Annotated in this window: 27 protein-coding genes; 20 read left to right on the top strand and 7 right to left on the bottom strand. The window is 63.1% G+C overall.

The window, feature by feature from the left end:
• Window positions 1-133: 133 nt before the first annotated feature.
• Together CAG44_RS02850 and CAG44_RS02855 are read left to right on the top strand one after the other, a co-directional pair.
• Window positions 134-349, top strand: a complete 216-nt coding sequence (locus CAG44_RS02850; RefSeq protein ID WP_013970282.1) for a dodecin — start codon at window positions 134-136, stop codon at window positions 347-349.
• Between the two features lie 101 nt (window positions 350-450).
• Window positions 451-672: a DUF1161 domain-containing protein gene (locus CAG44_RS02855; protein ID WP_003261041.1), complete on the top strand. Its 222-nt coding sequence runs from the start codon at window positions 451-453 to the stop codon at window positions 670-672.
• A 99-nt stretch (window positions 673-771) separates the two neighbouring features.
• On the opposite strand, the gene CAG44_RS02860 is transcribed toward CAG44_RS02855, so the two are convergent.
• Window positions 772-1,776 carry an LLM class flavin-dependent oxidoreductase gene (locus CAG44_RS02860; RefSeq protein ID WP_085588901.1) on the bottom strand — a complete coding sequence of 335 codons (1,005 nt, stop codon included), beginning with the start codon at window positions 1,774-1,776 and terminating at the stop codon, window positions 772-774.
• 152 nt (window positions 1,777-1,928) lie between these two features.
• Between CAG44_RS02860 and CAG44_RS02865 the strand changes: the two genes are divergently transcribed.
• The gene (locus tag CAG44_RS02865) at window positions 1,929-2,354 is read left to right on the top strand and encodes an OsmC family protein (RefSeq protein WP_013970285.1); all 426 of its coding nucleotides are present in this window, start codon (window positions 1,929-1,931) and stop codon (window positions 2,352-2,354) included.
• Between the two features lie 73 nt (window positions 2,355-2,427).
• A complete protein-coding gene (locus tag CAG44_RS02870) occupies window positions 2,428-2,661 on the top strand; it encodes a DUF1161 domain-containing protein (protein WP_003261043.1) in 234 nt (77 codons plus the stop codon).
• Between the two features lie 95 nt (window positions 2,662-2,756).
• Here the strand turns inward: CAG44_RS02870 and CAG44_RS02875 are convergent, their stop codons facing one another.
• Both CAG44_RS02875 and CAG44_RS02880 read right to left on the bottom strand, forming a co-directional pair.
• Window positions 2,757-3,170, bottom strand: a complete 414-nt coding sequence (locus CAG44_RS02875; protein WP_013970286.1) for a hypothetical protein — start codon at window positions 3,168-3,170, stop codon at window positions 2,757-2,759.
• Window positions 3,171-3,225: 55 nt separating this feature from the next.
• A complete protein-coding gene (locus CAG44_RS02880) occupies window positions 3,226-3,639 on the bottom strand; it encodes a hypothetical protein (protein ID WP_015268455.1) in 414 nt (137 codons plus the stop codon).
• A gap of 85 nt (window positions 3,640-3,724) precedes the next feature.
• Here CAG44_RS02880 and CAG44_RS02885 point away from each other — a divergent pair, with 85 nt between their 5' ends.
• Complete coding sequence (locus tag CAG44_RS02885) at window positions 3,725-4,798, top strand: aminopeptidase (protein WP_085691547.1); 1,074 nt, start codon at window positions 3,725-3,727, stop codon at window positions 4,796-4,798.
• Between the two features lie 117 nt (window positions 4,799-4,915).
• Here the strand turns inward: CAG44_RS02885 and CAG44_RS02890 are convergent, their stop codons facing one another.
• Together CAG44_RS02890 and CAG44_RS02895 are read right to left on the bottom strand one after the other, a co-directional pair.
• Window positions 4,916-5,566: an HAD family hydrolase gene (locus tag CAG44_RS02890; RefSeq protein WP_085691548.1), complete on the bottom strand. Its 651-nt coding sequence runs from the start codon at window positions 5,564-5,566 to the stop codon at window positions 4,916-4,918.
• A 119-nt stretch (window positions 5,567-5,685) separates the two neighbouring features.
• Window positions 5,686-6,234 (bottom strand): gamma carbonic anhydrase family protein, encoded by a 549-nt coding sequence (locus CAG44_RS02895; protein WP_003261048.1) that lies wholly within the window; start codon window positions 6,232-6,234, stop codon window positions 5,686-5,688.
• A 66-nt stretch (window positions 6,235-6,300) separates the two neighbouring features.
• On the opposite strand from CAG44_RS02895, the gene prlC reads away from it, so the two are divergent.
• The 6 genes from prlC to CAG44_RS02925 all read left to right on the top strand — a co-directional run bounded on the left by prlC (window position 6,301) and on the right by CAG44_RS02925 (window position 14,776).
• Window positions 6,301-8,388 carry an oligopeptidase A gene (gene prlC, locus CAG44_RS02900; protein WP_085691549.1) on the top strand — a complete coding sequence of 696 codons (2,088 nt, stop codon included), beginning with the start codon at window positions 6,301-6,303 and terminating at the stop codon, window positions 8,386-8,388.
• A complete protein-coding gene (locus tag CAG44_RS02905; RefSeq protein WP_013970292.1) occupies window positions 8,385-8,666 on the top strand; it encodes a YheV family putative zinc ribbon protein in 282 nt (93 codons plus the stop codon). Before prlC ends, CAG44_RS02905 begins: the two co-directional genes overlap by 4 nt.
• Window positions 8,667-8,790: 124 nt before the next feature.
• Window positions 8,791-10,785, top strand: coding sequence for a M3 family metallopeptidase (locus CAG44_RS02910; RefSeq protein ID WP_085691550.1), 1,995 nt, complete (start codon window positions 8,791-8,793; stop codon window positions 10,783-10,785).
• A 77-nt stretch (window positions 10,786-10,862) separates the two neighbouring features.
• Window positions 10,863-11,921 (top strand): PA0069 family radical SAM protein, encoded by a 1,059-nt coding sequence (locus CAG44_RS02915; protein WP_085691551.1) that lies wholly within the window; start codon window positions 10,863-10,865, stop codon window positions 11,919-11,921.
• A gap of 411 nt (window positions 11,922-12,332) precedes the next feature.
• Window positions 12,333-13,052, top strand: coding sequence for a carbonic anhydrase (locus CAG44_RS02920; protein ID WP_013970295.1), 720 nt, complete (start codon window positions 12,333-12,335; stop codon window positions 13,050-13,052).
• Between the two features lie 191 nt (window positions 13,053-13,243).
• Window positions 13,244-14,776, top strand: coding sequence for a SulP family inorganic anion transporter (locus CAG44_RS02925; RefSeq protein WP_085691552.1), 1,533 nt, complete (start codon window positions 13,244-13,246; stop codon window positions 14,774-14,776).
• Window positions 14,777-14,907: 131 nt separating this feature from the next.
• Here the strand turns inward: CAG44_RS02925 and CAG44_RS02930 are convergent, their stop codons facing one another.
• A complete protein-coding gene (locus CAG44_RS02930) occupies window positions 14,908-15,549 on the bottom strand; it encodes a hypothetical protein (RefSeq protein WP_043935172.1) in 642 nt (213 codons plus the stop codon).
• Between the two features lie 369 nt (window positions 15,550-15,918).
• Here CAG44_RS02930 and coxB point away from each other — a divergent pair, with 369 nt between their 5' ends.
• Genes coxB through CAG44_RS02950 form a run of 4 tightly spaced genes read left to right on the top strand, consistent with a single transcriptional unit; the run spans window position 15,919 to window position 20,160 of the window.
• On the top strand, window positions 15,919-17,046 hold the full coding sequence (gene coxB, locus CAG44_RS02935; protein ID WP_085691553.1) for a cytochrome c oxidase subunit II: 1,128 nt from the start codon (window positions 15,919-15,921) through the stop codon (window positions 17,044-17,046).
• A gap of 43 nt (window positions 17,047-17,089) precedes the next feature.
• The gene (gene ctaD / locus CAG44_RS02940) at window positions 17,090-18,679 is read left to right on the top strand and encodes a cytochrome c oxidase subunit I (RefSeq protein WP_085691554.1); all 1,590 of its coding nucleotides are present in this window, start codon (window positions 17,090-17,092) and stop codon (window positions 18,677-18,679) included.
• Between the two features lie 10 nt (window positions 18,680-18,689).
• Complete coding sequence (locus CAG44_RS02945) at window positions 18,690-19,256, top strand: cytochrome c oxidase assembly protein (RefSeq protein ID WP_015268464.1); 567 nt, start codon at window positions 18,690-18,692, stop codon at window positions 19,254-19,256.
• A 16-nt stretch (window positions 19,257-19,272) separates the two neighbouring features.
• Complete coding sequence (locus CAG44_RS02950) at window positions 19,273-20,160, top strand: cytochrome c oxidase subunit 3 (RefSeq protein ID WP_003258926.1); 888 nt, start codon at window positions 19,273-19,275, stop codon at window positions 20,158-20,160.
• 99 nt (window positions 20,161-20,259) lie between these two features.
• On the opposite strand, the gene CAG44_RS02955 is transcribed toward CAG44_RS02950, so the two are convergent.
• The gene (locus CAG44_RS02955) at window positions 20,260-20,463 is read right to left on the bottom strand and encodes a twin transmembrane helix small protein (protein WP_003258925.1); all 204 of its coding nucleotides are present in this window, start codon (window positions 20,461-20,463) and stop codon (window positions 20,260-20,262) included.
• Between the two features lie 63 nt (window positions 20,464-20,526).
• Here CAG44_RS02955 and CAG44_RS02960 point away from each other — a divergent pair, with 63 nt between their 5' ends.
• From CAG44_RS02960 to CAG44_RS02980, 5 genes are read left to right on the top strand one after another with little or no spacing between them, the layout of a single operon-like run.
• Window positions 20,527-21,264 carry an SURF1 family protein gene (locus CAG44_RS02960; RefSeq protein ID WP_075046854.1) on the top strand — a complete coding sequence of 246 codons (738 nt, stop codon included), beginning with the start codon at window positions 20,527-20,529 and terminating at the stop codon, window positions 21,262-21,264.
• Entirely contained in the window at window positions 21,233-21,814 is a 582-nt protein-coding gene (locus CAG44_RS02965) for a hypothetical protein (protein ID WP_025337212.1), read from the top strand. The genes CAG44_RS02960 and CAG44_RS02965 overlap by 32 nt, the downstream gene beginning before the upstream one ends.
• A gap of 9 nt (window positions 21,815-21,823) precedes the next feature.
• Entirely contained in the window at window positions 21,824-22,903 is a 1,080-nt protein-coding gene (locus tag CAG44_RS02970) for a heme A synthase (protein WP_015268468.1), read from the top strand.
• Complete coding sequence (gene cyoE / locus CAG44_RS02975; protein ID WP_025337214.1) at window positions 22,888-23,781, top strand: heme o synthase; 894 nt, start codon at window positions 22,888-22,890, stop codon at window positions 23,779-23,781. Before CAG44_RS02970 ends, cyoE begins: the two co-directional genes overlap by 16 nt.
• Complete coding sequence (locus CAG44_RS02980; RefSeq protein ID WP_013970305.1) at window positions 23,778-24,410, top strand: SCO family protein; 633 nt, start codon at window positions 23,778-23,780, stop codon at window positions 24,408-24,410. The genes cyoE and CAG44_RS02980 overlap by 4 nt, the downstream gene beginning before the upstream one ends.
• Window positions 24,411-24,593: the final 183 nt, after the last annotated feature.

Consider the following 24,593-nt stretch of genomic DNA (forward strand, 5'->3'; position numbering starts at 1 on the left):
GTATGGACTGTAAGGATTGCGACCCTGGGCCCGCAGGAAAGTGCGATCGAACTTTCGCCAATGGTGACCGCTCGCAGGTAAACCAGGCCTGCGCTGCTAGGCTCAATCTCACCATCATCCGAGGAGAGCGCTCATGACCGATCATCACACCTACAAGAAGATCGAACTGGTGGGGTCTTCGACCACCAGCATCGAAGAGGCGATCAACAATGCCCTGGCCGAAGCCGGCAAGAGCATCAAGCACCTGGAGTGGTTCGAAGTGATAGATACCCGTGGCCATATCCGTGACAACAAGGCGGCGCACTTCCAGGTCACGCTGAAGGTCGGCTTCCGTATCGCCAATAGCTGAAACACTGCCGGGCTGGATGAGCCCGGCATGATGGGGTATTTAGGGAGGGGGCGCCTTGGCGGGCGCCCTTTCTGATTTCATCTGCACAAGGAAAGCGAGTGATGAACAAACTGATTCTGGCGCTGGGCCTGATGACCCTGGCCGGTGGTGCGCTGGCGGCGGGCAAGCCGTGCGAGGAGCTCAAGGCAGAGATTGCGGCCAAGCTGGATGCCAAGGGTGTTACCGGCTACAAGCTGGAGATCGTCGACAAGGGCGACCCGGCCGGCAAGGTGATTGGCAGCTGCGAGGCTGGTACCAAGGAGATTGTGTACCGGCGCGGCTAATGTGCTGGCTTCTTCGCGGGCTCGCCCGCTCCCACAGGGATATCACAGGGCCTGAGAGCGACGCTGTACCTGTGGGAGCGGGTTTACCCGCGAAGAAGATCACGCGGTCTTGAGAGCCTGCGCCATCAGTTCATAGGACCGAATACGGTCCGCATGCTCATACAAATCACAGGTGAAGATCAGCTCATCCGCCCCGGTCTGCTCCAGCAGCACTTCCACCTTGGCCCGCACCTTCTGCGGGCTGCCGATCATCGCCAGGCCGAGGAAGCTGCCCACCGCATCCCGTTCATGGGGTAGCCACAACCCGTCCATGCTTTCCACCGGCGGCTTCTGCATCAGGCTCTGCCCACGAATCAGCGCGAGGATGCGCTGGTACACCGACGTGGCCAGGTACTCGGCCTTTTCGTCGGTTTCCGCCACCACCATGGGGATGCCCAGCATCACATACGGCTTGTCCAATGTGGTCGAGGGCTTGAAGTGGTTGCGGTACACGCGGATCGCCTCGTGCATGTAGCGCGGCGCAAAGTGCGAGGCGAAGGCGTAGGGCATGCCGCGCATGCCGGCCAGTTGAGCGCTGAACAGGCTGGAGCCGAGCAGCCACATCGGTACGTCGGTGTCGTGCCCTGGTACGGCGATCACTTTTTGATCATCGGTACGCGGGCCGAGGTAGCGTGACAGTTCCTCGACATCGTCCGGGAAGTCATCCGGGCCGCCGGCGCGGTCGCGGCGCAGGGCGTAGGCGGTCATCTGGTCGGAACCCGGCGCGCGGCCCAACCCCAGGTCGATGCGCCCCGGGTACAGGCTGGCCAGGGTGCCGAACTGCTCGGCGATCACCAGCGGCGCATGGTTGGGCAGCATGACCCCGCCAGAGCCCACGCGAATGCTCGAGGTACCCCCCGCCAGGTAGCCGATCAGCACCGAAGTCGCCGAACTGGCGATGCCGTCCATGTTGTGGTGCTCGGCCACCCAGAAGCGGTTGTAGCCAAAGCGCTCGACGTGCTGCGCCAGGTCCAGCGAGTTGCGCAGCGACTGCGCCGGGCCGGCGTCGGCGCGTACTGGCACCAGGTCGAGGGTGGAAATCTTCAGGTCACGCAGCTGCGTCATGGAGCCTCCGCAAAGGTATTTGGCCACAGGCCTTTTCAACTCTGTATGGGCACATTCGACGGATTCAATGCTTGCCGTGCGATTGCTCTGAACTTGCCGTAGGCGGCTGACCTCTGAAGCCATAAGCATGTAACCCGAGACCAGGAGGCATCATGAAAAAGACAGCATCGGCGATCTGGCAAGGTGGCCTGAAGGACGGCAAAGGCCTGCTTTCTACCGAAAGCGGCGCGCTAAAGCAGAACCCCTACGGCTTCAATACCCGTTTCGAGGGCTCGCCCGGGACCAACCCGGAGGAGCTGATCGGCGCGGCGCACGCCGGCTGCTTCTCGATGGCACTGTCGATGATGCTGGGCGAAGCGGGGTTCACCCCGGACAGGATCGACACCGCTGCCGAAGTGACACTCGACAAGCAAGCTGATGGCTTTGCCATTACGGCGGTGCATCTGGTGCTCAGGGCCAAGGTGCCTGGGGCGAGTGAAGCGCAGTTCTTGCAGATCGCCGACAAGGCCAAGGCCGGGTGCCCGGTGTCCAAGGTGCTGAACGCGAAGATCAGCCTGGATGCGGCGCTGGTGGGTTGAAGCAGTGCAATGAGGGCGGTTTGTTGTAGTCTAAACAGCGTCGGCAGCACGCTGCCCTTTCAGGAGCCGTTTCATGATTCGCGTAGCAATCACCGTGTTGGCTTCCCTGGTCGCCACATCTGCGTTGGCGGCGGTCAAGCCGTGCGAGGAGCTCAAAGCCGAGATCGAGGCCAAGATCCAGGCCCAGGGTGTTTCGTCCTATACCCTGGAGATCGTGCCCAACAGCGAGGTCAAGGACCAGAACATGGTCGTCGGGACTTGCGATGGTGGGACCAAGAAGATCATTTATCAGAAGAATGATCGGTAGGTTCAGGATTTTGGGGGCCGCTTTGCGGCCCTATCGCGACACAAGGCCGCTCCTACAGGGATCGCGTATCTCCGTAGGAGCAATGCAGCCCCAGGTCAAGGAATGCAGAACACCTCGCTAGGCTCGTTCACCACCACCTTGCGGCTGCCGTCATACAGCAGCACCTGCGGTTCCATCACCGGCGCCCGTGCCTCCAGGCGATAGCGTTCACCGGCCTTGAAGTTGTCAAAGCGCACGGTCAGGTAGCAGGTACGGTCCCTGGGCTGGGTCATGAGGCCGCCCCCATATATCTCGTAATCGAAGCGCACTACCAGTTCGTGCTTGCCTGGCGTCACCTGGAAGTAGCGGCCATCCTCCAGGCGCTTGCCGTCGAGGCGGTCGGCCATGATCACCCTGCCGGGAGTCATGGTGTACAGGTCGACCCAGGCCTGCTTGGGGTCGACGGGCGGCAAGGGGCTGGCGCAAGCCCCCAGTGCACTGAGGGCGATCAGCATCATGGGCTGGCGCATGGCAAGACTCCCACTTGCGATTCATAGGCTACAAGCATAGCGCCGTTTGTGCGTTTCAGGTGCGCTGGCAGCCTGCAGGCAAGCCCTGGCCAACCAGTTTTTGCTGATGGTCGTAGAGTTTGATCCAGGGGCGGAAACCGATGCTGCCAGCCTGCAGCTGGTAGCGCTGGCCGGCACTGAAATCCTTGAAGGTCAGCTTGACCTGGCAATCCCGCCACAACGGCTCCTCGACCGGGCCGATATTGCTGGGGGTAACCGGAAACTGGTAGCGCACGGTCAGCTCGTGGCTGCCGGGCTGTACTTCGAAGTAACGGCTGTCGGCCCAGTCGCGCTCATCTACCTGCACGGCGTGCAGCGAGGTGTTGTCGTAGGGCGTGAGGTCGATCCAGGCCTGGTTCGGGTCCGGGTCTGGCAAGGTCGAACAGGCGGATATCAGCAACAGTGAGCCGGTGACCAACAGTGCACGCATGGCGAAACTCCCCCTTGGCGAGATAGTCTTGGAGTGAATCGGCCTTGAGCGAGTCAGACAGTCCCGGATGCTTCGACTTATTCTTATGCAGCGCTCAGGCCCTGGGCCACTCGACCTTGTTTTCACCCGTTTGGTTCCCCTGCTGGCGGTGCTCCTGCTGAACGGTTGCAGCAGCGCCGCCTACTATGGGCAGTTGGCCGAGGGCCAGTGGCAGCTGCTACGCGCACGGCAGCCGGTGGATCAGGTAGTGGCCAACCCGGCCACTTCAGCGCAATTGCGCGCGCGCCTGGAACACGCCAAGCAGGCACGGGCATTTGCCAGCCAGCAGCTGAAGCTGCCGGACAACCGCAGCTACCGGGTGTACGCCGACCTTGGCCGGCCTTACGTGGTATGGAATGTGTTCGCCACCCCCGAGCTGTCGTTGCAGCCAGTGACGCACTGCTTCCCGATCGCAGGGTGTGTGGCCTATCGCGGCTATTACCAGCAAGGCGCGGCGCGTGGGGCGGCGGCGTTGATGCGCCAGGACGGCATGGATGTATACGTGGGCGGCGTGGAGGCCTATTCGACCCTGGGCTGGTTCGACGACCCGATCCTGTCGTCGATGGTGGGTTGGAGCGACGAGCGCCTGGCCACGCTGATCTTCCATGAGCTGGCCCACCAGCGCTTCTATGTGCAGGACGACACCGAGTTCAACGAGTCGTTTGCTTCCTTCGTCGAGCAGGAAGGCACGCGGCAATGGCGCGTGGCGCGGGGCATGGCTGCCTCTGGCGGGGAGCAGGGGCAGCAGCGTGAGCAGTTCATCCGGTTGGTGCTGGCCAGCCGCGAGCGGTTGCAGGCGATTTATGCCGGGCCTCTGGATGATGTGCAGAAGCGGGCGGCCAAGCAGGCGGAGTTCGAGCGGCTTAGGCGGGAATACCGGCAGGTGCGTGATGCCCAGTGGGGTGGTGACAAGCGCTATGACGCCTGGATGTATGGGCCGATGAGCAATGCCAAGTTGCTGCCGTTCGGGCTGTATGACCAGTGGGTACCGGCGTTTGCGGCGGTGTTCCGTGAGGTGGGTGGCGACTGGGCGCGGTTTTATCAGCGGGTCGAGCAACTGGGGCGGTTGCCGATTGAAGAGAGGAAAGTGGCGTTGCAGCGGTTGATGGTGAACCTGTGAGAATTTGGGGCCGCTTTGCGGCCCATCGCGACGCAAGGCCGCTCCTACAGAAGATACGCGATCGCCTGTAGGAGCGGCCTTGTGTCGCGATGGGCTGCAAAGTAGCCCCCAGGGCCATCAAGCCTTGAGGAAAGCCTGATGCATCTCGGCCAAGGTAGCAAAGTGGTAGGCCGGCTCTTCCGCCACCAGTTCTTCCTGGCTACCAAACCCGTACCCTACCGCCACCGCCTGCAAGCCATTGCTGCGTGCACCGATCAAGTCATGCTTGCGGTCGCCGATCATCAGCGTCTGCGCCGGGTCCAGCCCTTCTTCATCAAGCAGGTGGCGAATCAGCTCGACCTTGTTGGTGCGCGTGCCATCCAGCTCACTGCCGTAGATCACCTTGAAGTGGTGGTCGAAGGCGAAGTGCCGGGCGATTTCACGGGCGAACTTCCACGGCTTGGAGGTGGCGATGTACAGCGTGCGGCCCTGGCCGTTCAGGGCCTCGAGCAGCTCCGGCACACCTTCGAACACCAGGTTTTCGTACAGGCCGGTGACGCTGAAGCGTTCCCGATAGAAGTTCACCGCATCCCAGGCCTTGGCTTCGTCGAAGCTGTAGAACTGCATGAAGGCCTGCAGCAGGGGTGGGCCGATGAAGTGCTCGAGGCGGGTGAGGTCCGGCTCGTCGATGCCCAGTTTGGCCAGGGCATACTGGATCGAGCGGGTGATGCCCTGGCGCGGGTCGGTCAGGGTGCCGTCGAGGTCGAAGAGGATGTTTTGCTGGTGCATTTGCGGGTTCCACTTGAGTGCTGCGTGGCCTTCTTCGCGGGCTTGCCCGCTCCCACAGGTACGGCACTGGCCTTGAAGGCTTCGCTAGACCTGTGGGAGCGGGCGCGCCCGCGAAGGGGTTATTCCGGTTGATCGTAGCCTTCGGCCAGGTGCTGGTCCTTGAGCTTCACGTAGTTACTGGCGCTGTAGGCAAAAAATGCGTGTTCCTGGTCGTTCAGCAGTCTGGCCTGTTTCACCGGGCTGCCCATGTACAGGTAGCCACTGACCAGGCGCTTGCCCGGTGGTACCAGGCTGCCGGCGCCGATGATCACTTCGTCCTCGACGATGGCGCCGTCCATGATGGTGCTGCCCATGCCGACCAGGATGCGGTTGCCCAGGGTGCAGCCATGCAGCATGACCTTGTGGCCGATGGTCACTTCGTCACCGATGATCAGCGGGAAGCCGTCCGGGTTGAACGGGCCGGCATGGGTGATGTGCAGCACGCTGCCGTCCTGCACGCTGGTACGCGCGCCAATGCGGATGCGGTGCATGTCGCCGCGTATCACGGTCAACGGCCAGACGGAGCTGTCTTCACCGATTTCCACATCGCCCAGCACTACCGCCGATCGGTCGACGAAGGCCCTGGGCCCAACTTTCGGAGTGTGTTGCTGGAAGCTTCGGATAGCCATGATAGCGTCTCTCATCTGTGCCGATAGGCAGGCTGCCTGCTGCGGTCGGCGTCGATTGTAATTAAGATGGGGCAGTGTTTCTTCTGCCAAGGTATCCAAACCGTGAGTGCGAACAACCCGCTTCTGCAGTCCTACGATCTGCCGCCCTTCTCGCAAATCCGTGCCGAACACGTATTGCCGGCAATCGAAGCGATCCTGGCCGACAACCGTAAAGCCATTGCCGAGATCCTCGAAAAGCAGGGCAAGAACCCTACCTGGGCTGGCCTGGTGCTGGCCATGGACGAGCTGAACGACCGCCTGGGCGCCGCCTGGAGCCCGGTCAGCCACCTCAATGCGGTGTGCAACAGCGCGCAGCTGCGCGAAGCCTACGAGTCGTGCCTGCCAGCGCTGAGCGCCTACTCTACCGAACTGGGCCAGAACCGTGCGCTGTTCGAAGCCTACCAGGCGCTGATCGACAGCCCCGAGGCCGCCGGTTTCGACGTGGCGCAAAAGACTATCCTCCAGCACGCCCTGCGTGACTTCCGCCTGTCGGGTATCGACCTGCCGGCGGATAAACAGCAACGCTACGCCGAAGTGCAGAGCAAGCTCAGCGAGCTGGGCAGCCGTTTCTCCAACCAGCTGCTCGACGCCACCCAGGCCTGGACCAAGCACGTTACCGACGAAGCCGCGCTGGCCGGCCTGACCGACTCGGCCAAGGCGCAGATGGCCGCCGCCGCCCAGGCCAAGGGCCTCGACGGCTGGCTGATCACCCTGGAATTCCCCAGCTACTACGCGGTGATGACCTACGCCAGCGACCGCGCCCTGCGCGAAGAGCTGTACGCCGCCTACTGCACCCGCGCCTCGGACCAGGGCCCGAATGCCGGCCAGTTCGACAACGGCCCGGTGATGCAGGAAATCCTCGGCCTGCGCCAGGAGCTGGCCGAACTGCTGGGCTACAAGAACTACGCCGAGCTGAGCCTGGCCACCAAGATGGCCGAGTCCAGCGACCAGGTGCTGAGCTTCCTGCGTGACCTGGCCAAGCGTTCCAAGCCGTTCGCCGCCCAGGACCTGGAGCAGCTCAAGGCCTACGCCGCCGAGCAGGGCTGCCCTGAGCTGGCCAGCTGGGACGCCGGCTATTTCGGCGAGAAGCTGCGCGAACAACGTTACAGCGTGTCGCAGGAGGCCCTGCGCGCCTACTTCCCGATCGACAAGGTGCTGGGTGGCCTGTTCAGCATCGTGCAGCGCCTGTACGGCATCGAGATCGCCGAACTCAAGGGCTTCGACAGCTGGCACCCGGATGTGCGCCTGTTCGAGATCAAGGAAAACGGCCAGCACGTCGGCCGCTTCTTCTTCGACCTCTACGCCCGCGCCAACAAGCGTGGCGGCGCCTGGATGGATGGCGCGCGTGACCGTCGCCGCACAGCCGCTGGCCAGTTGCAGAGCCCGGTGGCCAACCTGGTGTGCAACTTCACCCCGGCCGCGCCCGGCAAGCCGGCGCTGTTGACCCACGATGAAGTCACCACCTTGTTCCACGAGTTCGGCCACGGCCTGCACCACATGCTGACCCGCATCGAGCATGCCGGTGTATCCGGCATCAACGGCGTGGCCTGGGACGCGGTCGAACTGCCGAGCCAGTTCATGGAAAACTGGTGCTGGGAGCCGGAAGGCCTGGCACTGATCTCCGCCCACTACGAAACCGGTGCCCCACTGCCCCAGGACCTGCTGGACAAGATGCTGGCGGCGAAAAACTTCCAGTCGGGCATGATGATGGTGCGCCAGCTGGAGTTCTCGCTGTTCGACTTTGAGCTGCATGCCACCCATGGCGACGGCCGCAGCGTGCTGCAGGTGCTCGAAGGCGTGCGCGACGAGGTGTCGGTCATGCGCCCACCGGCGTACAACCGCTTCCCCAACAGCTTTGCGCACATCTTCGCTGGTGGTTATGCGGCAGGCTACTACAGCTACAAGTGGGCCGAGGTGCTGTCGGCCGACGCCTTCTCGCGCTTCGAGGAAGAAGGCGTGCTGAATGCCGAAACCGGCCGTGCCTTCCGCGAGGCTATCCTGGCACGCGGTGGCTCGCGCGAGCCGATGGAGCTGTTCGTCGACTTCCGTGGCCGTGAGCCTTCCATCGATGCCTTGCTGCGCCATAGTGGTCTGAGCGAGGACGCTGCAGCATGAGCGAGGTAGCCGTGAACAAGACCAAGAAACGCTTCATTGCCGGGGCGGTATGCCCGGCGTGCAGCGAGACCGACAAGCTGATGATGTGGAACGAAGACGGCGTACCGCACCGCGAGTGCGTGGCCTGCGGCTTTACCGACACCCTCAACGAGCAGGGCTTGTCGGTGCCGAAGGAGCTCGGCACCCGGGTCAACCATCTGGAGCCGAAAGCCGCGCCGGCCAAGGTACAGACGGTGCAGTTCTTCCCCAACCCGAAGCTGAAGAAACCGGCTGAATAAAGCCGTCCTGCCGCCCGGGCGCCGTGCCCGGGCCGGCATGCCCGGGTGGTAGATAGTCAGGCCACCTGCTGCACGCTGGCCATGCAAGCTCGCCTGCTCTTCTCTACGAGCAAGGTGTTGCACCATGGACAACCCCCTTCTGCAAAATAGCCGTATCCCCGTCGATTATCCGTCGATCACGCTTCAAAACATGCAAGTTGCCTTCGACCATGTGCTGTTGGCGCACGAGCAAGGCATCGAACGCATCATCCGCGACCAGCAGGCACTGCCCACCTGGGATGACATGGTGCTGGCGGTGGACGGGCTGGATAGTCAGCTTCTGACGGTGTTGTATGCTGCCTCGCCATTGGTTGGTCGGGACGAAGCCTGGGCCGGTGCCATTTTCGACTTCTTCGCCAAGGCCACGGAGCGGTTCGAACAGAAGTTCACCAATTCCGCACTGCAGGCCCTGTATGAGCGCTTGGCCAACAGCGACATCGGCAAGCAGCTGGATGCCCAGAAACGCGCCACGTTGCGCTGGCATCTGCGCAAGTTCGCCTCCAGTGGTGCATCGCTCGACCCTGCAGGCAAGCTGCGCCTGGCCGAACTGCTGAAACAGATTGGCGCTGCGCGGGAGGCGTTTCGCAGCAACATCAACCGACCAGGGCTGAGCATCACGGACGAATCCGAACTGAGCGGTGTACCTCAACGCATCCGTGACGAGCTGGCTACAAGGGCACAGGAGGCGGGTGAGCCGGGTTGGTTGATTGCGTGTGAAAGCGTGACCACCGACGCCGTGCTCAAACATGCTGACAACAGGCAGCTGCGCGAGCGCGTGTACCGGGCTTATAACACCCGAGGCGTCGGCCTCGGCCAACGGCAGGATAATCGCTCGCACCTGGAGCAACTGGCGAGGCTGCTGGAAGAAAAGGCCCACCTGCTCGGCTTTGCCAGCCATCTGGAGCAGAGCCTGCAGATGAAGAGCGCAGGTTCGGTTGCCCAGGTGCGCGGCTTTCTTCATGACCTGGCCGACCATGTGCGGCCGGCCGTGCTGCAGTGGCGTGCAGATATGCAGCGCCAGGCCGCAGCCAAAGGGCTGGGGAATGTCCAACCCTGGGACATTGCCTACCTGCAAGCCTCGTCGCGCGAGGTGCTTTCCACCGAAGCCTTGCGCGAACACTTCCCGCTGAATGCCGTGGTCAGCGCATTGCAGCAGTTGGCGGAAAAACTGTTTGGCGTAACGCTGCTGGCCAAGCCGCTGGCAACCTGGGATGACAGCGTGCAACCGTTCGAGGTGTGGCAGGACAACGCCTTGATCGGTTTCCTGTACCTGGACGCCGTACAGCATGCCGGCAAGCAACCTGACTCGGTGTTCACCACCTACATTCGCAACCGCCGGGTCGATGCCGAGGGCATCTTCCAGGCGGCCTCGGTGGTGGTCTACAGCGACGTGCCTGCAGCGCTGCCGGGTAGCCAGCCGTTGCTGGACCATCTGTCACTGCGCAAGCTGTTCCATGAGTTTGGCCATGCCTTGCACCATTTGCTGGTGCGCACGACCAACCACGTGATGTCCAACGTCACCGAACTCGGTACCGATGGCGTGGAGCTGTTCGGCAAGCTGTTCGAACGTTGGGTCTGGGACGCGGATTACCTGGTGGAGATCTCTTCGCCCCTCCAGGATGGCAGCAAGCTTTCCCGGACCCGGGTCGATGAGTGCCTGCGCCGCTTGCGGCAGCAAGGTGTGGAAGAAACCGCGCGCGACCTGAGCATGGCGCTGTTCGACCTGGACCTGCATGGCATGCCGAACGATGGCCGGTCCCTCGAGCAGCGCCTGGGCGATGCCCGTGAGCATTGTGGCTACTGGCCCCTGGCCGATTTCGAGCACCCGGCGCATGCCTTCGACCATCTGGTAAACGGCTACGATGCCGGTTATTACGCCTATCTGTGGTCAGACGTGCACGCCTTCGACCTGTTCACCCGCTTCGAGGCCCAAGGCCTGCTGGACCGGGCCACAGGCCGGGCGCTGCAGGAGACATTGCTTGCCCCAGGGGCATCGCGACCGTTGCGTGAAGGTATCGAGGTGTTCCTCGGCCGGCAGTCGAGCCAGCTGCCCTTTCTACGTTGGCATGGCCTGAAGTGAACGTGCGCTGACCGGAGGTGCTGGAAAGAATCAGGCAGGCAATATACTGTATATGAATACAGTATCCGGGGTAGGCCATGATTCCTCCAGCACCGCAAAAGGGCCGTGGCACGGCGCACAATCCGCACAACCGCTTTGCCCCCAGCCATTCGGTGGCGGAGGATGACGGCTGGTACCAGGAGGTGCCGCAAACCCAGAGCACCGAGGTGCGGGTAGAGACGGCCAAGTCGGTGATCAGCCGCAACACCTCGCCCGACCTGCCCTTCGACCGCTCCATCAACCCTTACCGTGGCTGCGAGCACGGTTGCATTTACTGCTATGCCCGCCCTTCCCACGCCTACTGGGACCTTTCCCCCGGCCTGGATTTCGAGACCAAGCTGATTGCCAAGACCAACGCCGCCGAGGTGCTCGCGCAACAACTGAGCAAACCGGGTTACGTGTGCGCGCCGATCAACCTGGGTTCCAATACCGACCCGTACCAGCCGATCGAACGTGAACAACTGCTGACCCGACGCCTGCTCGAAGTGCTGCTGCGTTTTCACCACCCGGTGACTATCGTCACCAAGGGGTCGCTGGTGTTGCGCGACCTCGACCTGCTGGTCGAGATGGCTCGCCAGCGCCTGGTGCGGGTGATGATCAGCCTGACCACGCTGGACGATGACTTGAAACGGGTGCTGGAACCGCGTGCGGCGTCACCCAAGGCGCGCTTGCGGGCGATCCGCGTGTTGCGCGAGGCGGGAGTGCCGGTGGGCGTGTTGTGTTCGCCGATGATTCCGATGATCAACGACAGTGAACTGGAGCGGCTGCTGGAGGCGGCGAGGGAGGCAGGTGCACAGAGCGCAGCCTACATGATGTTGCGCCTGCCGCTGGAAGTGGCACCGTTGTTCGAACAATGGCTGCAGGACCATTACCCGCAGCGGGCGGCGCATGTATTGAGCCTGATCCGCCAGAGCCGCGGCGGCGAACTGTATGACAGCCGGTTTGGTGCACGCATGCGCGGTGAAGGCGTGTTTGCCGAGTTGCTGGCGCAGCGCTTTGCCAAGGCCATGAAACGGCTGGAGTTCGAGGGGCGAGAAGCGCAGGCGCTGGATTGTTCGGCGTTTTGCCCGCCGGGTGGGCAGATGGCGCTGTTCTGATGTTGGACCCATTGCACGGCCCTTGTGGGAGCGGGCGCGCCCGCGAACACCGGCGCAGCCGGTGCCAGTACCGAGTTGCCTCCTTCGCGGGCACGCCCGCTCCCACAGGTTCCGGGTTCCCGCATGGGGCGCATTGCCAGCCCTCAATGCAACTAATCCAAGTTGATAATTGCAGTAATGGCTCTTGGCAGTTGATGTTTTTTTGCTATTATCCAATACCCGCCTTTTCTATCTGGAACACCCGTTCTAGAGCCTTCGAATTAAGTTTCAGTTAAGTTTTCCCCGCTAGCGTAGGAAATCAGTCTTCACCGACTGTGATCTATGGCCCGTGCGTGTCATCTAAATCCCTGCATAGCCAGAATCTTTCACCGGTAAAATGGATTTACCTACACACCGTCAAGAGGATGAATCATGCCCGTCAAGGACCCATCCAAGGTCGTACCGCAGGTCCCCGCGGAGAGCGCCGATGCCGCCCTGAAGCACATCGTCGACGGCTTCCTGCGTTTTCACCATGACGTTTTCCCCGAGCAGCAAGAGCTGTTCAAGAAGCTCGCCACCGCGCAAACCCCGCGTGCCATGTTCATCACCTGCGCCGACTCGCGCATCGTTCCCGAGCTGATCACCCAGAGTTCGCCTGGCGACCTGTTCGTGACCCGTAACGTCGGTAACGTGGTACCGCCTTATGGCCAGATGAACGGCGGCGTTTCCAGCGCCATCGAGTACGCCGTGCTGGCGTTGAAAGTGCATCACATCATCGTCTGCGGCCACTCCGACTGTGGCGCCATGCGCGCGGTACTCAACCCGCAATCGCTGACCAAGATGCCGACCGTGTCCGCCTGGTTGCGTCACGCCGAAGTGGCCCGCACCGTGGTCGAGAACAACTGCTCGTGCGGCAGCGAACACGAAACCATGCAAGTGCTGACCAAGGAAAACGTCATCGCCCAGCTGCATCACCTGCGCACCCACCCTTCGGTGGCTTCGCGCCTGGCAGCCGGTGAGTTGTACATCCATGGCTGGGTCTACGACATCGAGACCAGCAAGATCGAAGCCTACGACGCCGCCAGCGATACCTTCCTGCCCCTGGCTGCTGGCGAGCCGGTCCCCTGCGCTACTCCGAGAGGCCGCTACTAAGCGACCCATCCACCCGCTTGAACCTTGATAGCCGGCTGCACCCTGCAGGGGTGTGGCGCGGCCTTCGGCTGCCTTGAATTCCCTGACTGCCTGCCGGCACGCCCGCTGGCGGCCCGCGCCTGCGCGCTCGTCAGGGGCAAACGTGCCCACGGCCAGGGGAATGGCTGTGTGACAGAGAAAGGAGAAACACGGTGAACATTACACAGTTGAAAGCGGCCCTGCCGCGTGAGTTGCTGGCGTCGGTGGTGGTCTTCCTGGTGGCCTTGCCGTTGTGCATGGGCATTGCGATCGCCTCGGGCATGCCGCCGGCCAAAGGCCTGATTACCGGCATTATCGGCGGCATTGTCGTAGGTTTCCTTGCCGGTTCGCCGCTGCAGGTCAGTGGCCCGGCCGCCGGCCTGGCGGTACTGGTGTTCGAGCTGGTACGCCAGCATGGCATGGCCATGCTCGGGCCGATCCTGCTGCTGGCCGGCTTGCTGCAGTTGCTGGCCGGGCGCCTGCGCCTGGGCTGCTGGTTCCGGGTTACCGCGCCGGCGGTGGTGTACGGCATGCTGGCGGGGATTGGCGTGCTGATCGTGCTGTCGCAGGTGCATGTGATGTTCGACACCGCGCCGCAACCATCCGGCATGCAGAACCTGCTGGAGTTCCCGGCGACCGTGGCCGCGGCCCTGCCGCAGGAAAGCGCCGGCTCCGGTTGGATGGCCGGTGCGCTGGGCCTGGGCACCATCGCCATCATGTGGTGCTGGGAGCGCCTGCGGCCGCAGCGGCTGCGCTTCGTCCCGGGTGCCCTGCTGGGCGTGTCGGCCATGACGGCCATCAGCATGTGGCTGGCCTTGCCGGTGAACCGCGTACAGGTGCCGGCCGACCTGTCCGAAGCCATCGACTGGATCCGCCCTGGTGACCTGATGCAACTGGCCGACCCTACCCTGTTGGTCGCCGCTTTTGCCCTGGCCTTCATCGCCAGTGCCGAAACCTTGTTGTCGGCTGCTGCGGTTGACCGCATGCACAGCGGCCAGCGTTCGGACTTCGACCGTGAGCTGTCGGCCCAGGGCATCGGCAACATGCTGTGCGGGGTGCTCGGCGCGTTGCCGATGACTGGGGTGATCGTGCGTAGCTCGGCCAATGTGCAGGCGGGTGCGCAGACCCGGGCTTCGGCGATCTTCCATGGCCTGTGGCTGCTGGCGTTCGTGGTGGCGCTGAGCAGTGTGCTGCAGCAGATCCCGGTGGCGAGCCTGGCGGGTGTGCTGGTGTTTACCGGGATCAAGCTGGTGGATTTCAAGGCGTTTCGTGGGTTGGGCCGCTATGGCCGCATGCCGATGTTCACCTACGCGGCGACGGCGCTGGCGATCATCTTTACCGACCTGCTGACTGGCGTATTGCTGGGCTTTGCCCTGACCTTGCTGAAGCTGGCACTGAAGGCGGCGCGGTTGAAGATCAACCTGGTCAGCCTGGAGAAGGCTGGGCACATGGAATTGCGGCTTAGTGGCGCGGCCACCTTTCTCAAGGTGCCGGCGCTGACCCAGGTGCTGGATAGCGTGCCGGCGGGGACCACGCTGCATGTGCCGTTGGGTAACCTTAGCTATATCGACCACTCGTGCCTTGAGCTGCTTGAAGATTGGGGTCGCAGTAATTCGGCCAATGGGTCGCGGTTGCTGATCGAGCAGCGGCGCTTGAAGCGGCGGATCGAGGGGCGGATGCGGACTACCGCCGGGGTTGGGGCCTAGAGCCGGAATCTTTGCTGCATGAGCCGGCCCTTTCGCGGGCACGCCCGCTCCCACAGGTAATCCACAGTCATCAAGGCATGTGCTTTCCCTGTGGGAGCGGGCGTGCCCGCGAAGAGGCCGGGCCAGGAACCTCAGGCCGGCTGGCCCAGCTCCACCCCCAGCTGCCGTGACAGGCACGGCCAGCGCTTCCACGCCGCGCCTGTTTCCGGGCTGCTCAATTTCTCGCGGTAGGCCTCCACCGATTCCACCGCGAAGCTTTCATCATTCAACATTTCATCCACCGAGTGGTGCACCACTTCATCCAGCTGGTTGGCAAACGTCTCGCCAATCAACTGGTGGGCAATCAGGTTGGCGACGGTGGTGTCGACCGGGATCAACGGTTGCTGGAAGTGACGGATGTACAGGTCGTTCACCTCTTCCACCAGGCGGTGCGCCAGGTAGGCCTCATCCAGCAGGCAGTCCAGGCCCACATGCCCTTGCATCACGCTGGGCGGCTGCAGGAAGTAGGCTTCGGCGATTTTCAGTACAGGTTTGATCTGCGATTCGATCCCGGCCTCGCGGGCGACCTCATGGGCGGCCTCCAGCAGTTCCGGAACCTGGTCGATGTAGGCGCTGACGAAGCGCGCCAAAGTACCCTGGGCGTCCTGCTCAGGCAGTTGGATCGAGGGGTGCAGGTGGGGCAGTTGCAGCTCGAGACGCTTTTTCAGTTGGCCGGTCTGGCCTTCGTGTTGATGGGCTTGGCTTACCTGCTCGCGTACAGCAGCGATGTTCATGACAACTCCAGGGACATTACGTTTCAAACGGAAGACACTAAATTAGCTCGGTATACAGAATACCTAAGACGTATTTGTTATAAGTCGCACAAACGTGTGCATGCTCAGGCATATCGAAATGCCATTATTGCGCCATACCCTATCAAGCACGCGGTTTTCGGGGCGTTCGGCCCTTTCATGAAGTTCATTTCACGGCCTTCGTTGCGTGCCGTTGGTCGCTGTCTATACTCCCGGTGAACGTGATTCGTTGATGAGGCCCAACTGCTTTTAGCAGGGGCTCGGTCGTCGAAGCCAGGTAGTCTTGACCACCGTTCCCTCTTGCCGCAGGCCACGCCTCCGGGACTACAAGAACGAGAAGGGGAACCCGCAATGATGCGACATCCACATGTCTGGATGGGCCTCCTGTTGTGGTCGGTTTTTGGTCAGGCGAACGCCGCCTGGACCGTGAACATGCACCCAGGGGCGACGGAAGTCTCCAACGCCGTCTTCGACCTGCACATGACCATCTTCTGGATCTGCGTGATCATCGGCATCGTTGTCTTTGGCGCGATGTTCTGGTCCATGGTCATCCACCGCCGTTCCACCGGCCAGCAGGCTGCGCATTTCCACGAGCACACCTGGGTGGAAATCCTCTGGACCGTGGTCCCCTTCCTGATCCTGGTGGCCATGGCCATCCCGGCCACCAAGACTCTGATCGACATCTACGATGCCAGCGAGTCGGACATCGATATCCAGGTTACCGGCTACCAGTGGAAGTGGCACTACAAATACCTGGGCCAGGACGTGGAGTTCTTCAGCAACCTGGCCACCCCCACCGAGCAGATCCACAACAAGGCACCCAAGGACGAGCACTACCTGCTCGAAGTCGACCAGCCGCTGGTGCTGCCGGTGGGCGCCAAGGTGCGTTTCCTGGTGACTGCTGCCGACGTCATCCACTCCTGGTGGGTGCCGGCTTTCGCGGTCAAGCGTGATGCCATCCCCGGCTTCGTCAACGAAGCCTGGACCCGTATCGAGAAGCCCGGCATCTACCGCGGCCAGTGCACCGAGCTGTGCGGCAAGGACCACGGCTTCATGCCGGTGGTGGTCGAGGTCAAGTCCAAGGCCGACTACGACAGCTGGCTGGGCGAGCGCAAGGCCGAAGCTGCCAAGCTCAAGGAGCTGACCAGCAAGGAATGGACCCTGGAGGAGCTGGTGGAACGTGGTGACAAGGTCTACCACACCACCTGCGTGGCCTGTCACCAGGCCGAAGGCCAGGGCCTGCCGCCGATGTTCCCGGCGCTCAAGGGCTCGAAGATCGCCACCGGGCCGAAGGAAGCCCACCTGGGCATCGTCTTCCACGGCAAGCCCGGCACTGCCATGGCCGCGTTCGGCAAGCAGCTCTCGGAAGTCGACATCGCCGCCGTGGTCACCTACGAGCGCAACGCCTGGGGCAACAACAAGGGTGACATGGTCACGCCGAAGGACGTGCTGGCGCTGAAGCAGGCAGAAGCGCAATGAACCGGGTTACTCGCGGCAATCAATGGATTGCAGGAGACAGGACATGAGTGCAGTGATCGACGACCACGCCCACGGCCATGACCATGCGCACGGCCCGGCCAAGGGCCTGATGCGCTGGGTGCTGACCACCAACCACAAGGACATCGGTACGATGTACCTGTGGTTCAGCTTCATCATGTTCCTGCTCGGCGGCTCGTTCGCCATGGTGATCCGCGCCGAGCTGTTCCAGCCCGGCCTGCAGATCGTCCAGCCGGAGTTCTTCAACCAGATGACCACCATGCACGGCCTGATCATGGTGTTCGGTGCGGTGATGCCGGCCTTCGTCGGCCTGGCCAACTGGATGATCCCGCTGATGATCGGCGCGCCCGACATGGCCCTGCCGCGGATGAACAACTTCAGCTTCTGGCTGCTGCCGGCGGCTTTCCTGCTGCTGGTCTCGACCCTGTTCAGCCCGGGCGGCGGGCCCAACTTCGGCTGGACCTTCTACGCCCCGCTGTCCACCACCTACGCGCCGGCCAGCGTCACCTTCTTCATCTTTGCCATCCACCTGATGGGCATCAGCTCGATCATGGGCGCGATCAACGTGATCGCCACCATCCTCAACCTGCGCGCCCCGGGCATGACCCTGATGAAGATGCCACTGTTCGTCTGGACCTGGCTGATTACCGCATTCCTGCTGATTGCGGTGATGCCGGTGCTGGCCGGCGTCGTGACCATGATGCTGATGGACATCCACTTCGGTACCAGCTTCTTCAGTGCCGCCGGCGGTGGTGACCCGGTGCTGTTCCAGCACGTGTTCTGGTTCTTCGGCCACCCCGAGGTGTACATCATGATCCTGCCGGCCTTCGGCGCGGTCAGCTCGATCATCCCGGCGTTCTCGCGCAAGCCGCTGTTCGGCTACACCTCGATGGTGTACGCCACCGGCGCCATCGCCTTCCTGTCGTTCATCGTCTGGGCCCACCACATGTTCGTGGTCGGTATTCCCGTGGTCGGCGAGCTGTTCTTCATGTACGCCACCATGCTGATCGCCGTGCCTACCGGGGTGAAGGTGTTCAACTGGGTCAGCACCATGTGGGAAGGCTCGCTGACCTTCGAAACGCCGATGCTGTTCGCCATCGCCTTTGTCATCCTGTTCACCATCGGCGGTTTCAGCGGGCTGATGCTCGCCATCGCCCCGGCGGACTTCCAGTACCACGACACCTACTTCGTGGTGGCGCACTTCCACTATGTGCTGGTGCCTGGGGCTATCTTCGGCATCTTCGCCTCGGCCTACTACTGGCTGCCGAAATGGACCGGCCACATGTATGACGAAACCCTCGGCAAGCTGCACTTCTGGCTATCGTTCATCGGCATGAACATGGCCTTCTTCCCCATGCACTTCGTGGGGCTGGCCGGCATGCCACGGCGGATCCCCGACTACAACCTGCAGTTCGCCGACTTCAATATGGTGTCGTCGATCGGCGCGTTCATGTTCGGCACCACGCAGATCTTCTTCCTGTTCATCGTCATCAAGTGCATCCGCGGCGGCGCGCCGGCACCGGCCAAGCCATGGGATGGCGCCGAGGGCCTGGAGTGGTCGATCCCTTCGCCTGCGCCCTACCACACCTTCCAGACGCCACCGGAAGTGAAATAGGAACCGTGCCATGAACGGCCTTTCGCTGAAACGCCTGGTATTGCGCCTGTTGATGTTGACGGTGGTGATGTTCGCCTTCGGCTTCGCCCTGGTGCCTATCTATGACGTGATGTGCAAGGCCTTCGGCATCAACGGCAAGACCGGAGGGCAGTACGAAGGCAGCCAGGTCAGCGACCCGACGCGTTCGGTGCGGGTGCAGTTCATGTCGACCAATGCCAGCGACATGGTCTGGGACTTCTATTCCACCGCCGACCAGTTGGAGGTCAACCCGGGTGCGGTGAACCAGATGATCTTCATCGCCCACAACCCGACCGATCGGCCGATGAGTGCGCAAGCCATCCCCAGCATCACCCCGGCCGAAGCCGCGGCGTACTTCCACAAGACCGAGTGCTTCTGCTTCACCCAGCAGGTGCTGCAGCCCGGCGAACGCATCGAGATGCCGGTGCGCTTCATCGTCGACCGCGACCTGCCGGCCAGCGTGAAGCACCTGACACTGGCCTACACCTTGTTCGACATCACCGCTCGCCACCCGCCGGTCGCGCATGTCGCGGCCCAGGACGTCCAGGGCGCCCGTTAAGGGAAGGAGAACAGCAATGGCAAGTCATGAGCACTACTACGTTCCGGCGCAGAGCAAGTGGCCGATCATCGCCACCATCGGCATGTTCATCACGGTGTTCGGCCTGGGTACCTGGTTCAACGACATGAAGGCCGGCCACCCCGAGTCGCACGGGCCGCTGATCTTCTTCATCGGCGCGTTGTTCCTGGCCTACATGCTGTTCGGCTGGTTCGGTTCGGTGGTGCGGGAGAGCCGCGCGGGGCTGTACAGCCCGCAACTGGACCGCTCGTTCCGCTGGGGCATGAGCTGGTTCATTTTCTCCGAGGTGATGTTCTTCCTGGCCTTCTTCGGTGCGCTGTTCTACGTGCGCGTGCTGGCCGGGCCGTGGCTGGGCGGTGAAGGGGCCAAGGGTGTTGCGCACATGTTGTGGCCGACCTTCGAATTCACCTGGCCGCTGCTGCACACGCCCGACCCGAAACTGTTCCCGCCGCCCAAGGAAGTGATCGACCCGTGGCACCTGCCGCTGATCAACACCATCTTGCTGGTCAGCTCCAGCGTGACCATCACCATCGCCCACCATGCCCTGCGTCGCGGCCACCGTGGCCCGCTGAAATTCTGGATGGCGCTGACCATCGTCCTGGGCGCCAGCTTCATCGCGTTGCAGGCCTACGAGTACCACGAGGCCTATACCAAGCTGGGGCTGACGCTGGGGTCGGGTATCTACGGCGCGACGTTCTTCATGCTCACCGGCTTCCACGGCGCGCACGTGACCTTGGGCACGATCATCCTGATCGTGATGTTCGTGCGCATCTTGCGCGGGCATTTCAACCCGGAGAAACACTTTGGTTTCGAGGCGGCCAGTTGGTACTGGCACTTCGTCGATGTGGTGTGGGTGGGGTTGTTCATCTTTGTCTATGTGCTGTGAATAGAGAACCCTGTGGGAGCGGGCGCGCCCGCGAATGCGTCGGTACATTCAACATCGCATTCGCGGGCATGCCCGCTCCCACAGGGTCAGGTGAAAACTTCAGAAAGGGGCATGAGATACGAGCTGACCGCTGATGAAGCCCCAGGCGACAAGGCCGATGGTCAGCGCCGCCAGGGTCACTCGCACGGTCAGCGCTTTCAATAAACGGGTCGAGTTTTCATCGTCCTTGACCAGAAACACCAGGCCGCTGAACAGGCTGGCAATCGTGGCCAACAGCATCAGGACAATCGCGGCCTTGAGCATGGCGATACTCCGGGGGGATGCGGTGATGTGGATAAGTATAGCGATCGGCCCGACGAGGCTCCGATGAGGCCGTTTCGTCCGGGCTGGGTACCAACCCTTGTGGTGCTTGCGCTGCTGCCGGGGCTGATCGCGCTTGGCTGCTGGCAACTCGGCCGTGCCGAGGAAAAGCGCGTGCTGCTGGCCGCCTATGCCGAGCGGCGGGTCGAAGCGCCCGTGGCCACGGCCCAGCTGACAGCGAACCAGGACAATGCCTTCCGCCGCGTGCATCTCTATGGCCGCTTCGACGCCGAGCACAGCCTGCTGCTGGACAACCGCATGCGTGATGGCCAGGCCGGTGTCGAGCTGCTGCAACCCTTCCATGATCAGGCCAGCGGCGTGTGGCTGCTGGTCAACCGCGGCTGGCTGCCCTGGCCGGACCGCCGCGTGCCGGTGCATTTCGATACCCCTGCCCAGGCGTTGGCGCTGGACGCTTCGGTGTATGTCGCGCCTGGCAGCACGTTCCAGCTGCACCCCGACCCTGCAGGCGGCCAATGGCCGCACCTGCTGACTGCCGTGGATGCCGCGCAGCTATGGCAACAGCTCGATCGCGAAGGCTTCGCCCATGAGCTGCGCCTGGAGCCCGGCCCGGCGACCTATCGCCTGGACTGGCCGGTCGTTGCCATGGGCCCGGAAAAACACCTGGGTTACGCCGTGCAGTGGTTTGCCCTGGCAACCACTTTGGTACTGCTCTACCTCTACTTCGGCTGGCACCACAACAAGGAGAAACGCCATGGCCACCGCCACTCCACTGGAAGTGCCTGAACGTAGCAAACCCAGAGCCCGCGGGCGTTTGCAGCTGCTGTTGATTCTGCTGGTGGTGCTCGGGCCGATGGTTCTGGCCACCAGCATGTACAAGCTCAAGTTCTGGGTGCCGGACGGCCGCAGCTACCACGGCGTGATGATCGGCAACGGTGAGAGCCTTTCCGATATCGGCGTGGCGGGCCAGGACGAGCGCTGGCAGCTGCTGGTGAGCACACCCACAGCCTGTGCCGAGGATTGCCAGCGGCTGGTGTACCTGGCCCGGCAGATCCAGGTCGGCCTGGGCCGTGATGCCAGCCGTGCCAGCCATGCCCTGGCGGCCGCCCAGCCGGCAAGTGCCGACTACCAGGCGTTGCTCGGCCGCGAATACCCACAGTTGCAGCGTTACCCGCTGGATGCGCAACGCTACCTGCAAAAGGTCGGCGAGGCCGGCCCGCAGCTGTGGATCGTCGACCCACACGGCAACCTGGTGCTGCGCTACGACGCCAAGGTCAACGGCAAGCATGTGCTGGACGACCTGCGCCACCTGCTCAAGCTGTCCAACATCGGCTAGGAGCCTGCCATGGCCAGACCCGGATTCCGCCTTGCTGTGTTCGCCACCTTGCTGGCACTGCTGGTCGTCCTGCTCGGTGCCTATACCCGCCTGACCCACGCCGGCCTCGGCTGCCCGGACTGGCCGGGTTGCTACGGCTTCATCAGCGTGCCCAAGAGCGAAGCGCAGCTGGCTCATGCCGAGCTGCATTTCCCCGAACACCCGGTGGAAGCCGCCAAGGGCTGGGCCGAGATGGTCCACCGCTATTTCGCCGGCACCCTGGCGATGGTGATCGCCCTGCTCGCCTTGCAGGCGCTGCGCCGGCATGCCCGCGATGGCCAGCCTTACCGCCTGCCCTTGCTGCTGCTGGGCGTGGTGCTCGCCCAGGCAGCCTTCGGCATGTGGACGGTCACCCTCAAGCTGTGGCCGCAGGTGGTCACCGCGCATCTACTCGGCGGCTTCACTACCCTGAGTTTGTTGTTCCTGTTGTCCCTGCGTCTGTCCCGGGCCTTTGCGCCCTTGCCAAAGCTGCCATTGAGCCTGCGTCGGATCGCTGCGCTGGCCTTGCTGGTGGTGATCGGCCAGATCGCCCTGGGCGGCTGGGTCAGTGCCAACTACGCGGCCGTCGCCTGCATCGACCTGCCCACCTGCCACGGCCAGTGGTGGCCGGCGGCGGACTTCAGCAACGGGTTCCATCTGACCCAGCACGTCGGGCCCAATTACCTGGGCGGGCAACTGGACAGTGATGCGCGCACGGCCATCCACATCAGCCACCGCTTGGGCGCATTGCTGGTGACCTGCGTGCTGCTGATGCTCAGCTGGAAGCTGCACCGCTGCGGCCTCCCTGGCCTGGCGCGGCTGGTGCTGCTGGCGCTGGTGGTGCAAGTCGGCCTGGGCATCAGCAATGTGCTGCTGCACCTGCCGCTGGCCGTAGCCGTGGCGCACAACGCTGGTGGGGCGCTGTTGCTGCTGAGCATGGTGCTGGTGAACTACCGCATCCGTGTGGTCGACAAAGTTCGCGTGGGTGTCGGCCATGGCTGGCGCCTGCGGCCCGTGGCTGGCGTGGGCATTTCCCACCACATGAGGAATGATTCGTGGCGACGCTTCTGAGCACACAGAGGGCCAGTTGGCGTGATTACCTGGAGCTGACCAAGCCCAAGGTGGTGGTGCTGATGCTGATCACCTCGCTGGCGGGTATGTTCCTTGCCACCCGTGCGGGTGTCAGCTGGAGCGTGCTGCTGTTCGGCAACCTGGGCATCGGCTTTTGTGCAGGCGGCGCGGCGGTGGTCAACCATGTGGTGGACCGACGCATCGACGCGCTGATGGCGCGTACCCACAAGCGGCCGCTGGCCCAGGGCCGGGTCGAGCCGCTGCCGGCGCTGCTGTTCGCCCTGGCGCTGGCGCTACTGGGCATGGCCCTGCTGCTGGTGTTCACCAACGCCCTCACCGCCTGGCTGACACTGGCTTCCCTGCTCGGCTATGCGGTGCTCTACACCGGTTTTCTCAAGCGCGCCACGCCGCAGAACATCGTCATCGGCGGCTTGGCTGGCGCCGCCCCGCCGTTGCTGGGCTGGGTGGCGGTCAGCGGCCATGTCAGCGCCGAGCCCCTGTTGCTGGTGCTGATCATCTTCGCCTGGACCCCACCACACTTCTGGGCCTTGGCCATCCACCGCAAGGAGGAATACGCCAAGGCCGATATCCCGATGCTGCCGGTGACCCACGGCGAGCGCTACACCAAGCTGCATATCCTGCTGTACACCCTGGTATTACTGGCGGTGAGCCTGCTGCCGTACGCCATCCACATGAGCGGCCCGCTGTACCTGGCCTGCGCCCTGGTGCTGGGCCTGCGCTTCCTGCAATGGGCCTGGGTGTTGTACCGTGGCAGCCGGCCGCACGCAGCGATCGGCACCTTCAAGTACTCTATCGGCTACCTGTTCGCGCTGTTCATCGCGTTGCTCCTCGACCACTACCTGTTGCTGAACCTATGACCCGAACCCAGAAAACCGTCTTCATCCTCGTTGCCCTGGTCGCGTTGATCCTGGGCCTGACCGTCAACAAGGTGCTCAATGGCCGCGACCAGCCCAACCCCACCGAGCTGATCGATGCCGGCATCATCCTGCTGCCGCAGAGCCGTACCGTGGCCGATGTGACCATGACCAACCAGGACGGCCAGCCGGTGCAACTGGATGACCTGAAGGGCAAATGGTCGCTGCTGTTCTTCGGCTACACCTACTGCCCGGACATCTGCCCGACCACCCTGGCCCAGCTGCGCCAGGTGAAGAGCGAGCTGCCCAAGGAGGCCGTCGACCGGCTGCAGGTGGTGCTGGTGAGCGTTGACCCGAACCGCGACACGCCGAACCAGCTGAAGCAGTACCTGGGTTATTTCGACAAGGATTTCGTCGGGGTGGCGGGGTCGATCGAGGATACCCAGAAGCTGGCCAATGCCTTGAGCATTCCGTTCATTCCGGCCGATACCAGCAAGCCGGGGTATACCGTGGATCACAGCGGCAACCTGGCGGTTGTGGGGCCGGATGGGCGTCAGCGCGGGTTCATTCGGGCGCCGTTCAACAACCAGAAGCTGGTGGCGCAGTTGCCCGGGCTTGTGAAGCGGGATTGAGATTTTTGGGCCTGCTGCGCAGGCCTATCGCGACACAAGGCCGCTCCCACAAAGTCCGGCGTACGTCTCGGTCCTCATGGTTTGGCTGCCAGGGCAAATCGCCGGCAAGCCGGCTCCCACAGGGACCTCACAGGGCCTGAGGCTGGCGCTGTACCTGTGGGAGCTGGCTTGCCGGCGAATGGG

This window comes from Pseudomonas sp. B13(2017) (assembly GCF_002113245.1).
GTDB lineage: Bacteria > Pseudomonadota > Gammaproteobacteria > Pseudomonadales > Pseudomonadaceae > Aquipseudomonas > Aquipseudomonas putida_Z.

Excerpts from the sequence above, each read along its gene's own strand:
- CAG44_RS02850 (WP_013970282.1), top strand. The coding sequence starts at position 134 with ATGACCGATCATCACACCTACAAGAAGATCGAACTGGTGGGGTCTTCG.
- CAG44_RS02855 (WP_003261041.1), top strand. The coding sequence starts at position 451 with ATGAACAAACTGATTCTGGCGCTGGGCCTGATGACCCTGGCCGGTGGT.
- CAG44_RS02860 (WP_085588901.1), bottom strand. The coding sequence starts at position 1,776 with ATGACGCAGCTGCGTGACCTGAAGATTTCCACCCTCGACCTGGTGCCA.
- CAG44_RS02865 (WP_013970285.1), top strand. The coding sequence starts at position 1,929 with ATGAAAAAGACAGCATCGGCGATCTGGCAAGGTGGCCTGAAGGACGGC.
- CAG44_RS02870 (WP_003261043.1), top strand. The coding sequence starts at position 2,428 with ATGATTCGCGTAGCAATCACCGTGTTGGCTTCCCTGGTCGCCACATCT.
- CAG44_RS02875 (WP_013970286.1), bottom strand. The coding sequence starts at position 3,170 with ATGCGCCAGCCCATGATGCTGATCGCCCTCAGTGCACTGGGGGCTTGC.
- CAG44_RS02880 (WP_015268455.1), bottom strand. The coding sequence starts at position 3,639 with ATGCGTGCACTGTTGGTCACCGGCTCACTGTTGCTGATATCCGCCTGT.
- CAG44_RS02885 (WP_085691547.1), top strand. The coding sequence starts at position 3,725 with ATGCAGCGCTCAGGCCCTGGGCCACTCGACCTTGTTTTCACCCGTTTG.
- CAG44_RS02890 (WP_085691548.1), bottom strand. The coding sequence starts at position 5,566 with ATGCACCAGCAAAACATCCTCTTCGACCTCGACGGCACCCTGACCGAC.
- CAG44_RS02895 (WP_003261048.1), bottom strand. The coding sequence starts at position 6,234 with ATGGCTATCCGAAGCTTCCAGCAACACACTCCGAAAGTTGGGCCCAGG.
- prlC (WP_085691549.1), top strand. The coding sequence starts at position 6,301 with ATGGGGCAGTGTTTCTTCTGCCAAGGTATCCAAACCGTGAGTGCGAAC.
- CAG44_RS02905 (WP_013970292.1), top strand. The coding sequence starts at position 8,385 with ATGAGCGAGGTAGCCGTGAACAAGACCAAGAAACGCTTCATTGCCGGG.
- CAG44_RS02910 (WP_085691550.1), top strand. The coding sequence starts at position 8,791 with ATGGACAACCCCCTTCTGCAAAATAGCCGTATCCCCGTCGATTATCCG.
- CAG44_RS02915 (WP_085691551.1), top strand. The coding sequence starts at position 10,863 with ATGATTCCTCCAGCACCGCAAAAGGGCCGTGGCACGGCGCACAATCCG.
- CAG44_RS02920 (WP_013970295.1), top strand. The coding sequence starts at position 12,333 with ATGCCCGTCAAGGACCCATCCAAGGTCGTACCGCAGGTCCCCGCGGAG.
- CAG44_RS02930 (WP_043935172.1), bottom strand. The coding sequence starts at position 15,549 with ATGAACATCGCTGCTGTACGCGAGCAGGTAAGCCAAGCCCATCAACAC.
- coxB (WP_085691553.1), top strand. The coding sequence starts at position 15,919 with ATGATGCGACATCCACATGTCTGGATGGGCCTCCTGTTGTGGTCGGTT.
- ctaD (WP_085691554.1), top strand. The coding sequence starts at position 17,090 with ATGAGTGCAGTGATCGACGACCACGCCCACGGCCATGACCATGCGCAC.
- CAG44_RS02945 (WP_015268464.1), top strand. The coding sequence starts at position 18,690 with ATGAACGGCCTTTCGCTGAAACGCCTGGTATTGCGCCTGTTGATGTTG.
- CAG44_RS02950 (WP_003258926.1), top strand. The coding sequence starts at position 19,273 with ATGGCAAGTCATGAGCACTACTACGTTCCGGCGCAGAGCAAGTGGCCG.
- CAG44_RS02955 (WP_003258925.1), bottom strand. The coding sequence starts at position 20,463 with ATGCTCAAGGCCGCGATTGTCCTGATGCTGTTGGCCACGATTGCCAGC.
- CAG44_RS02960 (WP_075046854.1), top strand. The coding sequence starts at position 20,527 with ATGAGGCCGTTTCGTCCGGGCTGGGTACCAACCCTTGTGGTGCTTGCG.
- CAG44_RS02965 (WP_025337212.1), top strand. The coding sequence starts at position 21,233 with ATGGCCACCGCCACTCCACTGGAAGTGCCTGAACGTAGCAAACCCAGA.
- CAG44_RS02970 (WP_015268468.1), top strand. The coding sequence starts at position 21,824 with ATGGCCAGACCCGGATTCCGCCTTGCTGTGTTCGCCACCTTGCTGGCA.
- CAG44_RS02980 (WP_013970305.1), top strand. The coding sequence starts at position 23,778 with ATGACCCGAACCCAGAAAACCGTCTTCATCCTCGTTGCCCTGGTCGCG.